Raw genomic sequence first — 12903 nt, 5'->3', positions numbered from 1 at the left:
GTCTTGCACGAACCCCGTTGACAAGCAAACGCGCCGGGCAGATTGTTAGCCTTGTCTAACATTTCGCGCCACGCCTTTTGTGCGCGCCGGGAAAGCCTCATTCCATGCCTGCCGACCAAGACACTTCGGTTGACCCGTCGCGCCGCGCTTTGCTGGTCGGCGGACTCGTGGCCGCAGGCGGCGCTGCAATTGTCGCGGGAACCGCGCGTTCCCAGACCGCGCCCGACCCGATAGCCGGACACGACATGTCGGCGATGTCGGCCGATCCCTATGCCGCCCCGATGCCCGGCATGGCGCATGGCAACATGACCACCCTGGGTTCTGTCGATCATGCCCGCAACGGCTTCGACCCCACGGCCATGCTGACGGACTGGGACACCGGCACGACCGAGCTTCTGCCCGACGGCCGCACCCTGCGCACCTTCGAGGTCGAGGCTTACGACAAGGAAATCGAGATCGCCCCCGGCATCTTCTTTCCCGCCTGGACCTACAACAACCGCGTCCCCGGCCCTGCCCTTCGGGCGAAGGAAGGCGAGAAGCTGCGCATCATCTTCCGCAACTTCGGCTCGCACCCGCATTCGATGCACTTCCACGGCATTCACTCTGCGCGGATGGACGGTGTTCCCGGTGCAGGACTGATCGGCCCCGGCGAAGAGTTCGTCTATGAGTTCGATGCCAAACCCTTCGGCTGTCACCTCTACCACTGCCACGCCCTGCCGCTGAAGCGGCACATGCACAAGGGCATGTACGGGTTGTTCGTGATCGACCCCGACCCTTCCCGGCAGACCGACCCCGCGCTTGCTGCCGTTGCTGCGTCACGCGTTCTGGGCAGCCCCGAAAATGCCCTTTGGCAGGAGCTGGCGATGGTGATGAACGCCTTCGACACCAATTTCGACGGTGGGAACGAAGTCTATGCGGTCAACACCGTGGGGCAGGCCTACATGAACGTGCCGATCCCGATCGACAAGACCCGGCCCGTGCGCATCTACCTCGTCAACGTGACCGAGTTCGACCCGATCAACTCGTTCCACCTGCACGCGAATTTCTTCGACTACTACGACACTGGCACGCAGCTGACGCCGACCCTGCGCACGGTCGATCTGATCATGCAGTGCCAGGCGCAGCGCGGCATCCTCGAGTTCAGCTTCGCCGACCATGAGGACGGCATGTACATGTTCCACGCCCATCAATCCGAGTTCACCGAGCTGGGCTGGGTCGGCATGTTCGACGTGCGGGGGCCGGGGGCATGAGCGACCAGAGCCAACCGACCCGTTCCCCGCTGATCCGGCTTCTGCTGGTGTTCCTGCCTCTGGCGGCCATTCTGGTGTCTTTCGTCTTGATCGCCTCGCTCGATCCGTTGCGCGGCTTCAACAACGGTGCCCCACCGGTCGAGTCGCTCACCGTCGAGCGGACGATCCTCGACAGCACCGGCATCCAGGTTCTTGTGCGGGCGGGCGGGTCGGAGGCGATGCAGATCGCGCAGGTTGCCGTCGATGACGCCTACTGGACCTTCACGCAGGACCCGTCGGGACCGATTGCGCGCGGCAGTGCCGTCTGGGTGCAGATCCCCTACCCGTGGGTGCTGGGCGAGGCGCATCAAGTGGCCCTCGTGACCAACACCGGCACTGTGTTCGGGCACGAAATCGCTGTTGCCGTGCCCACGCCGCAGGCATCCGGGGGGCAGCTTCAGTTACAGGCGCTGGTCGGCGCGCTGGTCGGTTTGCTGCCTGTCGCCCTCGGGCTGATGTTCTACCCGGCGATGCGCGGCTTCGGCACTTCCGGCATGAACTTCGTGCTGGCGCTGACCGTCGGCATGCTGGCCTTCCTGCTCCTCGACATGATGGGCGAGGCCACCGAACTCGCGGCTGAGGCAGCCGCGCTGTTCCAAGGATCGGCCATGGTCTGGCTGTCGGCTCTCGCGAGTTTCCTTCTCCTCATGGCCATCGGGCGCTGGCGCGGACGGCCCGAGGGGCTGGCGCTGGCGTTCTACATCGCGCTCGGCATCGGGCTGCACAATTTCGGCGAAGGGCTGGCCATCGGTGGCGCCTTCGCTGCTGGTGCGGCGGGCCTCGGCACCTTCCTCGTTCTCGGCTTTGCGCTGCACAACGTGACCGAAGGCATCGGCATCGCAGCACCCATGCTGCGCATCCGCCCTCCGCTCTGGAGCTTTGCCGCGCTGACGCTGCTTGCCGGGGGACCCGCCGTGCTTGGGATCTGGGCCGGTAGCCTTGCCTACGCCCCGCAATGGTCGGCTTTCGCGCTTGCGGTCGGCGCCGGGGCGATCCTGCAGGTCATGGTCGAGGTCACGGCCTATCTTCAACGCCAGAACAGCGACCGGCAGGCGATCCTGTACTCTCCTGCTGTCCTCGGCGGCTTCCTCGGCGGGATTGCATTTATGTATGTGACGGCGGCACTGATCAAGGTTTGACCATCGGCGAACTGGGGCAACTGACCATTTTTCGCGCGCTCAGCCGGTTGTGGCAGGACGGTTTTCCGTAGCGGTGCAGATCGGACGACCTTCCGCCGTACGGAGCGGCAGCATGGTCGTCTCAACCGGGCCGACGTGCTCGTACCAGTAGCAGCCGTCCTCGGGCTGCAAGACCACTGCGCGCAGGTTCTGGTAGGGTGCGGCGATGGCCATCACGCCCTCGGGCAGCTCCTGCAGGAAGCGCGACGGCTCGTCGCCGATCCCTCCGACCGGTGCCACACAGGCTGAGAGCATCATCAAGGCGATCGCCAGCACCGCGGATCGCCCAGCACCGACCGTGCGGGGGAAACGCCCTGCCTTCGGAGTTCGCGAACTGAATTCCTTGCTCTTACCCGCAATCATGTTCAGGCCGTCAGCTCCACGTTGCCTTCTTCGGCCGGATACAGATGTGCCGTCACTCCGGTCTGAACCTGGTCGTAGAGATCGATGATGTGCGGCATAACCATGCGCACACAGCCGGAACTGGCCCGGCTGCCGATGGACCGCGGAAATGGCGTGCCGTGGATGCGCAGATAGGTGTCACGGCTACCGAGGAACAAGTAGAGCGCCCGCGACCCGAGCGCATTGCCAGGACCGGGATCCATGCCGTCGGCATACTGCGCGTAGGTCTCGGGTTCGCGCTCGATCATCTGTGGTGTGGGAGTCCACCTTGGCCACTTGGCCTTGCGGCCAATCGTATAGATGCCCGGCTCGTAGAGCCCGGACCGCCCGATGGCGACGCCATAGCGCATCGCAGTGCCGTCAGGCTGGATGTGGTAGAGACAGCGCGCGATCGCATCGACATGGATGTCGCCTGGCGTCAGCCCGGCGCGAGCCTCGACGCGGACCGGAAGCAGCCGCGGATGCAGGCCCCATGGATTGGTCGTAGCCGCAACATAGCCCGGGGGTGTCACCTGCGCATCCCAGGCTGCCCACTGGCCCTGAAGATCAGAGGCCGCGAAAGCCGGGGTCACAAGTGGCGCGGAGAAGAGAGCGGAAGTCATCTTCAGGAAATGCCGTCGGGTCGACATGTTGTCTGCTTTCAGCTCAATTGAGGGCAGCGAGGTTTGCCGCGCACGACAAACACGGAATTGGACGTGAGAATGGCCTCCCATGTCCATTCAAGTCTGCGTGAAGGAGTCGGTACAAGGAGAATAGATGGCGACAGACGTATGTCAGAATGCTGGTCCCTTTGCAAAGGAGCTCGCTGGTCGCAAGGAATGCGCCACGATGGGGGCAGATCTGACAAGAGCGTGAACGCAAGAAACAGCCATTGCACCTCTACCCACTTGAGCACTTATCGTCTTCGCTCACGTTCGGGGGGCACGGCTGTTGATCGACCTTGATGGACCCTTGTTCGTCGGATCGGAAGGACCGCGCGTAGCGATCTGGCTACCAATTGGATTGATCTCTGGTGCCGTCTTTGTCTTGGCGCTGCCCCCCTTCTCGCTCCTGCCCTTCGCGTTACTGTCCTTCGCGGCTCTTTCACTGCTGCTGCGCGCGGCAACTGGCACATCTTCCATGCTCATTGGTTTTGCGTTCGGTCTTGGCCAGTTTGTGCCGGGGCTGTTCTGGATCACCGAGAGCTTTCAGGTCGAGGCCGACCGCTTCGGCGGACTGGCGCTGCCCGCCGTCCTAGGTCTTGCTGCGGTTCTCTCGGTTTTCCCCGCGCTGTCCTGCGCCTTGGCGGCGCAGCTGGCGCGAGCGGGCCTGCCGCCTGCCCTGTCGCTTGCCACCGCCTGGACAATCGCTGAATGGCTACGTGGTCATGTGCTCACAGGTTTTCCCTGGAATCTTGCCGCCTATGCACTGGCCGACTGGACCATTCTTGCCCAAGCGGCCTCGGTCTTGGGCAGCTACGGACTGGGGTTCGTCCTCGTCCTGGCAGCGGCCAGCATCGGACATGCGATGGGCGGCCCGGCGCGGGAAAGCCGTCGGGCATATCTTGGGGTGGCTGCAGCAACGATGTTGGCCTTGGCCATGTTCGGATACCTTCGCGTTGCGCTTCTGTCGGCGGACACCGGCCAAGGACGGGAGGTTCGCATCGTCCAGCCGAACATCCCACAGAGCGCGAAGTGGGACCCGGCTGCGCGCAACGCCAACATCGCGCGGCTCCTGTTCCTCTCGGCCCGGCCCGGTGCGTTCGACCTGCTCTTGTGGCCAGAAACTGCTTGGCCAGGGTTTCTTGCCGAAGATCCGGGGGCAAGAGCGGTGATCGGCTGGCTTCTGCCGGATCGCGCCGTGCTCTTGACCGGCAGCCCGGAGCGGGAACTCGCCGGTACAGACGCAGTCTATCACAACGCGGTCCTTGCCATCGGATCGGACGGCGGCGTCCTGGCTCGCTATGCGAAGCATCACCTCGTCCCCTTCGGCGAATATGTGCCCTGGCGCGGGCTTCTGCCGTTCCCGCGGATCGTTCAGTCACTTGGCGACTTCTCGCCCGGCCCCGGACCCGCGACTCTTGCTTTCGGCCCTTTCCCGTTTCCCGGCGTTGCGATCTGCTATGAGATCATCTTCCCCGGGCATGTGGTCGATGACGCGATACGGCCCGACTGGATCTTCAACGCGACCAACGACGCCTGGTTCGGCACTTCGATCGGACCATGGCAGCACTTCGCCTCGGCGCGGATGCGTGCGGTCGAAGAAGGCTTGCCGCTGGTTCGCGCGGCTAACACCGGAATCTCGGCGGTGGTCGACCCGTTCGGGCGCGTCACGGCTTTTCTCGAGCTCGGCGAACAGGGAATCATCGACGCACGTCTGCCGAGGCCGCTTCGCGCAACCCTCTATGCCCGTTTCGGGGACTGGATGCCGCTGGCAATGCTGGTCGCAAGCTGGACCGGATATGGCCTGCTCCGGCGGACCAGGCCCACGAGCTCACAGAAAAGGGGCGTCGCATGATTGGACCCGTCTTCGCCCTCGCGGGCTTCGTCTGGGGGGTGCTTGTCGCCCGAAGGCGCGGAGGCAAGCGGCTCGACTGTCTGCAGTACGGAGTCGGCTATGGGATTGCCTTCGGCCTCGTCGGCGTGCTTATCGGTATCGCGCTGGCGCGTTTTCTGGTCCCGCATGGATAGGCGAAAGCCCGCCTGCCGGATGTGGACGGGATGGTTGCGACTTGAACCTCTAGTTGCTCAAGGTTCTAGACCGCCTACTACAAAGCTTGGGACTTCTGAATGCGCCTTCGGAATCTGCAAATCATCCTCTGGACCGCAGCCATTGTGGCGACCGTGGCGTTCTTCGCGCTGCGCTGGTCATCTGCCGGGATGCAAGACGTTGCGGACGCGGCCTTTTCCCCGTCCTTCTCGCTTGCGGACAGCGAGGGGACGCAGCGGACATCGGAAGAGTTTCGTGGCAAGTTCCTGCTGGTCTTCTTCGGCTTCACCAATTGCCCGGACGTGTGCCCCACCACCCTATCCGAGGTCGCGCAGGTGATGGACGATCTCGGGCCAGATGCGGCGAAGGTGCAGCCCATCTTCGTTTCCATCGACCCGGTGCGGGACCGGCGGCTCGGCCTTCGGGAGTATACCGAGGCGTTTCACCCGGCGATCCTCGGGCTTGCGGGCACTGATGCGGACACGGAGGCTGCGGCCGAGAGCTTCAAGATCTACTTCGCCCGTGAGGCCGACGCAGCGGTCGCGGACGGCTACACCATGTCGCACAGTCCCGGCCTGTTCCTGATCGGCCCTGACGGCGTATGGCTGAGGCAGTTCGCCTACGGCACGCCAGCCGCCGAAATCCTTTCCGACCTCAGATCGAGATTCTGACAAATGAAATCATTGTTCCTTTCCACGGCCCTGCTCCTCGCCGCCCCTGCCGCCTTCGCCTGCGGGACGTTTACGGTCGGCGACCTCACCATAGAACACGCCTGGTCCAAGGCGACCATTGGCGCGGATCGCCCGGCGGTGTTCTATGTCGAGATCACGAACGGAGGTAGCACAGACGACGCCCTTATCGGCATCACGACGCCGGCCGCGACCATGCCGATGCTTCACGAGACCGTCGTCACCGACGGCATCGCTTCAATGCCGCACGCGATGTCGATCCCGGTTCCGGCGGGCGAGACCGTGGCGCTGTCCCCCGGCGCCTACCACGGCATGCTGATGGGTCTGGCCACAGCGCTGAAGGAGGGTGACCGGTTCCCCGTCACCCTGACCTTCGAGAATGCGGGCGACGTGACGGTCGATGCCGACGTGCTGTCCCTGCGCGCGGAGGGTCCGGATTGCAGCGACGCCGGGCAGTGATCCTAGGCCTGGGGGCCACAGGCGCGGCTGTCGCCTTCATGCTGGGGGTTGGCGCGTGGCGGACACGTGACCGGCAGCGCGGGAACGCCTTGTTGCCCCTGCCTGTCGGTGACATGGACTGGGATCTCACTGACCACCGCGGACAACCCGTCAGGCCTTTGGACTGGGTCGGTCGCCCGGTCATGGCCTTCTTCGGCTTCACTTGGTGCCCGGATGTCTGTCCGACGACACTAAGCGACATCTCGCTCTGGCTTGAGGAACTGGGGCCCGACGCCGACCGGCTGGTCGTGGCCCTGATCACGGTCGACCCCGACCGCGATACGCCGGAGGCCCTCGCCGACTACGTGAGCAACTTCGATCCGCGCATCATCGGGTTGACAGGGTCCGCCGAACAGGTCGAGAAAGCTGCCGCCGATTTCCGGGTGAAATACGCGCGCGTGCCGCGGGACGATGGTGACTACACGATGGACCACACCGCCGGTGTGTTCCTGTTCCACCCGGACGGACGCTTTGCCAGCATCATCGACTTCCACGAGGACCGGCGCTTTGCCGTTCCGAAGATCCGCCGAACCCTCAGTTGAAAGGTCATTCTGCCAGATGATCCGCTCTGCCCTCATAGTCCTTGCCGCCGCCTCCCTCGTGCCGTTGCAGGCTGCAGCCGACACGCCGACCGCGCATCTTCCCGCCGTGTTCGAAGCGACGATTGCCTCCGGCGACACGCTCGACAGTGTGCTCGGTCATGCGGGTGTCCCTGCCGGGATCCGGGCAGAGGCCGCCTTGGCTCTCGCGGGGGTTTACGACCTCACCGACCTGCGGCCAGGCCATCGCATCGAGTGGACGGCCACATCGGGCGATCCGGCGAGCCTGACACGCATGTCGCTCTTCGTGGAAGATGGCGTCGAGATTGTGCTGACCTTCGACGGCCCCGTTGGAGCCGCGCGGCTTGATCCGCCAATCCGTGAAACGGACCGGCGGGAAACGCTTGTGCTTGACGGCACGCTTTACGAAGCCCTCGTTGCGCGCAACGCGCCGGAACGCTTCGCCGTGGACCTGACTGCGCTCCTCGCGGGCCAGGTCGACTTCCGGCGCGACTTGCAGGGCGGCGAAACTTTTGCACTGGTCTGGCAGGAAGACCAGCTTCCTGACGGCAGCATCGCGGGCGAGCCACGGCTGAACTATGCGCGACTGGAACTTGCAGACCGGGTACTTGAACTCGTCGCCACGGATGCAGCAGGTCCCGTCATCGTGTTCGAGGACGGGGAAGCCGTGCAGCGGTCCGCCGCGCCGATCCTCGGTGCCCGGCTGTCTTCCGTCTTCGGGCGACGCAACCACCCTGTTCTTGGGGGCGTGCGGATGCATACCGGGATCGACTATGCCGCTCCGGTCGGAACCGAAGTCTCGGCCACCGGCGCAGGGCGCGTCGTCTTTGCCGGTACGATCCGGGGCTATGGCCTGACCATCGACATCGACCACGGCGGCGGGGTTGTGACACGCTATGCCCATCTGTCCGAGATTGCCGAAGATGTGCGGGAAGGCACGCGGGTCAAGGCCGGTGACAGCATCGGTGCCGTTGGCGCGACGGGCCTCGTCAGCGGCCCGAACCTGCACTACGAGGTGCGCGTTGACGGTCGGCCGGTCGATCCGACGGACCGCGAAGCACTGCCGGAACGCGAGATTGCTTCGGCGCAGGATCTTGATGCGCTGGCGACCTGGCGCCGCGAGACGGGCTTTGCAGCTTTGGTTGAAGGGGATCAGGGATGAGCGGACACCACATCGGACGCCGCAACCTGATGCTTGCGGCAGCGGCGGGCGTCGCGCTCCAAGGGCGTGCCGCCTGGTCGCAAGCGGAACCACCGATCCATGTCGTCAAGGGACGCGGCTGTGAATGCTGCGAAGCCTGGGTCGATTACCTGCGCGCGCAAGGCTTCACCGTGACGGACGAAGTGTCGATGGGAACGCTGCTGATCCGCTTCAAGATGGACCAAGGCGTCCCGGCGAAGGCCTTCTCCTGCCATACGGGTGTGGTCGACGGCTATGCGCTTGAAGGCCATGTTCCTGCTGCAGACATCCGGCGGCTGCTGGCCGAACGCCCCGATGCGGTCGGACTTGCGGTGCCCGACATGCCCTACGGCTCGCCCGGGATGGGGTCCGAGGACAGCCGCGATGCCTACGACGTGCTGCTGATCCGGCGCGATGGAGAACTGGAGATTTTCACCAGCTATCCTGCGGCCTGAAATCACATCCGCCCGGGGTCCGATCTTTGGCAGACGGTCTTCGACCAACACCGACTTATCCCTCAGAGGGCACCGACGATCTGGTCAACGGCGTCCTCGCTGTCCCATGCGTACGGACCTTGAAGGCGTCCGATCTCCCGGGTCTGCCGGTCGATCAGAAGGGTTGTCGGCAGGCCGATGAAGGCAAGGGCTAGCTGAACCCGAAGGGCTTCGGCCCAATAGAGCGGCAGATCGACGATGCCGATCTCGTCGTAGAAGCGTCGCCCCCTGCCGATCCCCGCGTCGTCGATGCACAGCGGCAGCACCGCGAAATCCGCACCGCCCAGCCGGGACTGGAGCCGGTCAAGTGTCGGCATTTCTTCCCTGCAGGGCGGGCACCAGGTCGCCCAGATGTTCAAGAGCATCACCCGGCCGGCGAAGTCGTCGAGTTTCCGCGTAGTGCCAGCTTCGTCAAGGATCGGCGGAGACAGCAGCGGTTGCGGATCCTTGAGCAGCCGGAAGGGTGGGCGAGCCTCGGCAGACCCTGCAAGGAAGGGCGCGGCGAGTGCACCAAGGACGGCACGGCGGCCGATAAGTGTTGGCATGGGTCCGCTCTCTCCGGGAAAGGGCCCGGACCCGCATACAGGCTGCGGGTCCGGGCGTGCGTCAGGCCGACACCGCGAACTCGGTCATCATGCCGGTCGAGAGATGCGGCATGTGGTGGCAGTGCAGCATCCACCGCGCCACCTCGCCCGCGTCCACCGCAACCGTCACCATGCCCATCGGCGGCACATGCACCGTGTCGCGCACCGCCCCCGCGATCCGGTCCATGCCGATACCCACCACCTGGAAGGCGTGGCCGTGCAGGTGCATCGGATGCGCCATCATCGACATGTTGTGAAACATGATCTCGACCCGGTCGCCGGTCTTCGCCGTGACGGGAACGTGGGTGCCCCAGGTCTGCCCGTTGATCGTCCAAATATAGGGCATCATTGAGCCGCCCAACATCAGCATCGGCTGCGAGGCTGGCGCGCGTTCGGGCAACGGGGTGACGGCGCGCAGGGCGGCCTCCTGCGCCAGATCGCCGCTGAAGGCGGGATGGTCGGCCTCCGACATCTCGGCGATCCTGGTCACCGCCGCGCCCGGCGTGGCAAGGATGACACCCGTCCTTTCCTTGGCACCTTCGCGCAGGGCAAGGATCGGGAAGGCCCCGCCATCACTCGGCACATCCAGTTCGACGTCCAGCCGCTGGCCCATTGCGACGCCAAAGCGGCTGCCGGGCAGGGGCTGCACTGGCTCGCCATCGACCGCTACCAGCCGCCCCGGCAGGATGCCGGTATCGATCCAGAAAACCGTCGCCGCCGCAGCGTTGATGATACGGACAAGGACCCGCCCGCCCTTGTCGATCTGAACCACTTCGGGGTCGTCCAGTGTGCGGTCGTTGGCGAGATAGGCGTCGAAGTTGTAGTCGTTCAGGTCCATCGCCATGCCGTCCATGCCCGGCATCGCCATCATGTCCCCCTGACCCATCGCACCCATGTCCATTCCGGAATGGTCCATGCCGCCCTGCCCCATCTGGCCGTGGTCCATTCCGGCCATGGATGCACCGCCGGTGATCTCTGCCAGGACCTCGGCGGGCGGTTTGAACGCGAAGTCGTGCAGGAACAGCGTCACCTCCTGCCGGTCGGCAGCAACGTCCTCGGGACGCCGCACGACCAGAGGTGCTGCAAGCAGCATCATCTCATGCGCCGGGATGTGGGCATGCATCCAGTGCGTGCCCGGTCGCGCCGCGAAATCGTAGGCCCGGGTTTCGCCGGGTTGAAGGACCGGCATCGGCAGGTCGGGGACGCCGTCCTGCGCGTTCGGCGGAATCTGCCCGTGCCAGTGGATGATCGTCGCCTCGCCAAGCGTGTTTGTCAGATCGACGGCGAAAGCCTGGCCCGGATCGAGGACAAGGCCGGACCGGCCAGCGCCGTCCAGAAGCCCCCAGACGGTTGCGGCTCTCCCCCGCACGTCGATGGTGCGGGTGGTGGCGGTCAGCGACATTCGGCCGGACTGGGCCCAGACCCGTGCGGGAAGCACCAGTGAAGCGGCCGTGGCCGCAGAAGCGGCCAGAAAGCCGCGGCGAGAAAGGGGCGACATGCGAATTCTCCTGTATCGTGTCGTGAATTGGACAAATGGTCCCCGGCGAATGCCAGAACCGTAGGCTCAGATCACGGCGATCTTGGGAGGCCGCCCCGGGGGCGGAATGGCCAGCGAGGTGGGAAGCATGACGATACCAACCTCACCATCGGAAGACCGCGCGACAGTTTCCGGAACCCGGTCCGGCGCAGGAAAGGCCGCGGCGGCGAACATGCAGTGTTGCTGACAGAGCAACTGTTGGGTCACGTCGTCCGCACCGCCCATCCCCGGCATCTGCGCAAGATGACCGGCCATGGCCATCATCTGTGCATGGTCGTCCTGGAACTGCTGCCGTCCTTCGCCCAGTGCCAGTACGGGCAGGATCGCCGCGACCAGATATGCGGCGAGGATCAGGACACGCATGCGAAACGACGACAAAGCCATGATTTATGTATCTATCAGGATTGGCTGCTCCCGTCATCTGACAGTTCGGTGTCCCTGATCGGCACCCGGCCTCGAATGTCTGCGGCATCAATGCCGCGTTTCCAAATCCTCCGTCGCACTGTCGCAGAGTTTACTGGTATCCATCGCAATTGCGCGGAACCTGCAAGAAAACGCGGGACAGCGACTCGATGAAAAAGCTTCTCCTCGCCCTTGCGGCAATCCTTGGCCTGGCGTCCTGCGGCGCCGAGCCGATCTGGGCACCCGATGAGGCCGTGGCCGCCGCGCGCTACGAACATCCCGGCCCGACCTCGGTCACGCTCTACACGGTACTCTCGACACGCAGCGGAGCGGGTGCTCATGCGGGCCTGCTGATCAACGGATCGCAGCGCGTGCTGTTCGATCCGGCTGGCACCTGGCGGCATCCCCGGCTGCCCGAACGCAACGACGTACACTACGGGATCACCCCGAAGATGGTGGATTTCTACATCGACTACCACGCCCGCGAGACCTACGACGTGGTTGAACAGACCGTCGAGGTTTCGCCCGAGGTCGCGGCACTGATCATGCAGCGGGCGATGGCCTATGGCGCGGTGCCGAAGGCGAACTGCACCATCGCGCTGTCGCGGGTGCTCGACGGCGTGCCCGGTTTTGAAAGTCTGCCGATGACCTGGTATCCGAAGCGGATGATGCAGGCGTTTGCCGAGTTGCCTGGCGTCGCCACACGGACAATCACCGACGATGACGCCGACGAGAACCATGGCGTTCTGCTGGTCCAGGCCGGGGATCCGCGGCTAGAGTAGCATTTCAGTGATCGGTGGCCGGGTTCACCAGACTTTGCTCGCGAATTCATGCGCCCGGAGCTATGGTTGCAGAAGAGTCTCATTGAAAGGCCGACATCATGACATTGTCCCGGCGCACGGTTCTCGCCGCTGTTCCTTGGCTGGCCGCAATTGCGGCAACCCCGGCCCTTGCCGGGGGTGACGAAAGCATCCACGTCGTCAAGGATCCAGGCTGCCCTTGCTGCAACGGGTGGATCGGACATCTACGCGACAGCGGCTTTCGCGTGACCTTCGAGGAACGCAGCATCGAGGAGCTTGAGGCGTTCAAGCGCGAGCGCGGCATTCCCGAGACCCTCGCCTCATGCCACACCGCCACCATCGGCGACTACACGGTCGAGGGGCATGTGCCCGCTGCCGACATCCGGCGGCTTTTGGCTGAACGCCCTGCTGCCGTCGGCCTCTCCGTTCCCAGAATGCCCTACGGGTCGCCGGGCATGGGCCCCGAGACCGAGCGCGAGGCCTATGACGTCATCCTCGTCGGCACGGACGGCAGCGGCAGTGTCTTCACGAGCTACGCCGCAGCCTGATCTCGATCAGCCGGTTGAGGTCTGTCCAGTGCCAATGACGCCTGGCACTGTTGG

The 12903-nt window shown here is 64.7% G+C and carries 16 protein-coding genes; 11 read left to right on the top strand and 5 right to left on the bottom strand.

Annotation, left to right across the window (positions count from 1 at the left end; translation table 11 throughout):
• Positions 1–104 precede the first annotated feature (104 nt).
• Entirely contained in the window at positions 105–1250 is a 1146-nt protein-coding gene (locus HS053_RS16975; RefSeq protein ID WP_035714076.1) for a multicopper oxidase domain-containing protein, read from the top strand.
• Positions 1247–2428, top strand: a complete 1182-nt coding sequence (locus HS053_RS16970) for a ZIP family metal transporter (protein WP_105516001.1) — start codon at positions 1247–1249, stop codon at positions 2426–2428. Before HS053_RS16975 ends, HS053_RS16970 begins: the two co-directional genes overlap by 4 nt.
• Before the next feature lie 39 nt (positions 2429–2467).
• Here HS053_RS16970 and HS053_RS16965 read toward each other — a convergent pair whose 3' ends face one another.
• Together HS053_RS16965 and HS053_RS16960 are read right to left on the bottom strand one after the other, a co-directional pair.
• Positions 2468–2743, bottom strand: a complete 276-nt coding sequence (locus HS053_RS16965) for a hypothetical protein (protein WP_035714143.1) — start codon at positions 2741–2743, stop codon at positions 2468–2470.
• An 89-nt stretch (positions 2744–2832) separates the two neighbouring features.
• A complete protein-coding gene (locus HS053_RS16960) occupies positions 2833–3498 on the bottom strand; it encodes a L,D-transpeptidase (RefSeq protein WP_174212440.1) in 666 nt (221 codons plus the stop codon).
• A 301-nt stretch (positions 3499–3799) separates the two neighbouring features.
• Here HS053_RS16960 and lnt point away from each other — a divergent pair, with 301 nt between their 5' ends.
• The 7 genes from lnt to HS053_RS16925 all read left to right on the top strand — a co-directional run bounded on the left by lnt (position 3800) and on the right by HS053_RS16925 (position 8939).
• On the top strand, positions 3800–5365 hold the full coding sequence (lnt, locus tag HS053_RS16955) for an apolipoprotein N-acyltransferase (RefSeq protein ID WP_241699904.1): 1566 nt from the start codon (positions 3800–3802) through the stop codon (positions 5363–5365).
• A complete protein-coding gene (locus tag HS053_RS16950) occupies positions 5362–5538 on the top strand; it encodes a hypothetical protein (RefSeq protein WP_088217530.1) in 177 nt (58 codons plus the stop codon). The genes lnt and HS053_RS16950 overlap by 4 nt, the downstream gene beginning before the upstream one ends.
• 99 nt (positions 5539–5637) lie before the next feature.
• Complete coding sequence (locus tag HS053_RS16945) at positions 5638–6228, top strand: SCO family protein (RefSeq protein WP_105516000.1); 591 nt, start codon at positions 5638–5640, stop codon at positions 6226–6228.
• 3 nt (positions 6229–6231) lie between these two features.
• Complete coding sequence (locus HS053_RS16940; protein ID WP_035714065.1) at positions 6232–6705, top strand: copper chaperone PCu(A)C; 474 nt, start codon at positions 6232–6234, stop codon at positions 6703–6705.
• A gap of 38 nt (positions 6706–6743) precedes the next feature.
• Entirely contained in the window at positions 6744–7286 is a 543-nt protein-coding gene (locus HS053_RS16935) for an SCO family protein (protein ID WP_051911399.1), read from the top strand.
• 16 nt (positions 7287–7302) lie between these two features.
• Positions 7303–8466 (top strand): M23 family metallopeptidase, encoded by a 1164-nt coding sequence (locus HS053_RS16930; RefSeq protein WP_051911392.1) that lies wholly within the window; start codon positions 7303–7305, stop codon positions 8464–8466.
• On the top strand, positions 8463–8939 hold the full coding sequence (locus HS053_RS16925) for a DUF411 domain-containing protein (protein WP_035714060.1): 477 nt from the start codon (positions 8463–8465) through the stop codon (positions 8937–8939). Before HS053_RS16930 ends, HS053_RS16925 begins: the two co-directional genes overlap by 4 nt.
• Positions 8940–9001: 62 nt before the next feature.
• On the opposite strand, the gene HS053_RS16920 is transcribed toward HS053_RS16925, so the two are convergent.
• From HS053_RS16920 to HS053_RS16910, 3 genes are all read right to left on the bottom strand, one after another.
• Complete coding sequence (locus HS053_RS16920) at positions 9002–9523, bottom strand: TlpA family protein disulfide reductase (protein WP_088217531.1); 522 nt, start codon at positions 9521–9523, stop codon at positions 9002–9004.
• Positions 9524–9584: 61 nt separating this feature from the next.
• Positions 9585–11060, bottom strand: a complete 1476-nt coding sequence (locus HS053_RS16915) for a multicopper oxidase family protein (protein ID WP_035714057.1) — start codon at positions 11058–11060, stop codon at positions 9585–9587.
• A 66-nt stretch (positions 11061–11126) separates the two neighbouring features.
• Entirely contained in the window at positions 11127–11462 is a 336-nt protein-coding gene (locus tag HS053_RS16910) for a hypothetical protein (protein WP_165053273.1), read from the bottom strand.
• A gap of 209 nt (positions 11463–11671) precedes the next feature.
• On the opposite strand from HS053_RS16910, the gene HS053_RS16905 reads away from it, so the two are divergent.
• Positions 11672–12283, top strand: coding sequence for a hypothetical protein (locus HS053_RS16905; protein ID WP_105515995.1), 612 nt, complete (start codon positions 11672–11674; stop codon positions 12281–12283).
• A gap of 98 nt (positions 12284–12381) precedes the next feature.
• Positions 12382–12849 carry a DUF411 domain-containing protein gene (locus HS053_RS16900; RefSeq protein ID WP_035714052.1) on the top strand — a complete coding sequence of 156 codons (468 nt, stop codon included), beginning with the start codon at positions 12382–12384 and terminating at the stop codon, positions 12847–12849.
• Positions 12850–12903 lie beyond the last annotated feature (54 nt).

This window comes from Tabrizicola fusiformis (genome assembly GCF_013328815.1).
Classification (GTDB): Bacteria; Pseudomonadota; Alphaproteobacteria; order Rhodobacterales; family Rhodobacteraceae; genus Fuscibacter.
Note: the sequence above shows the minus strand (reverse complement) of the source record. Positions and strands in the feature narration are given on the sequence as shown.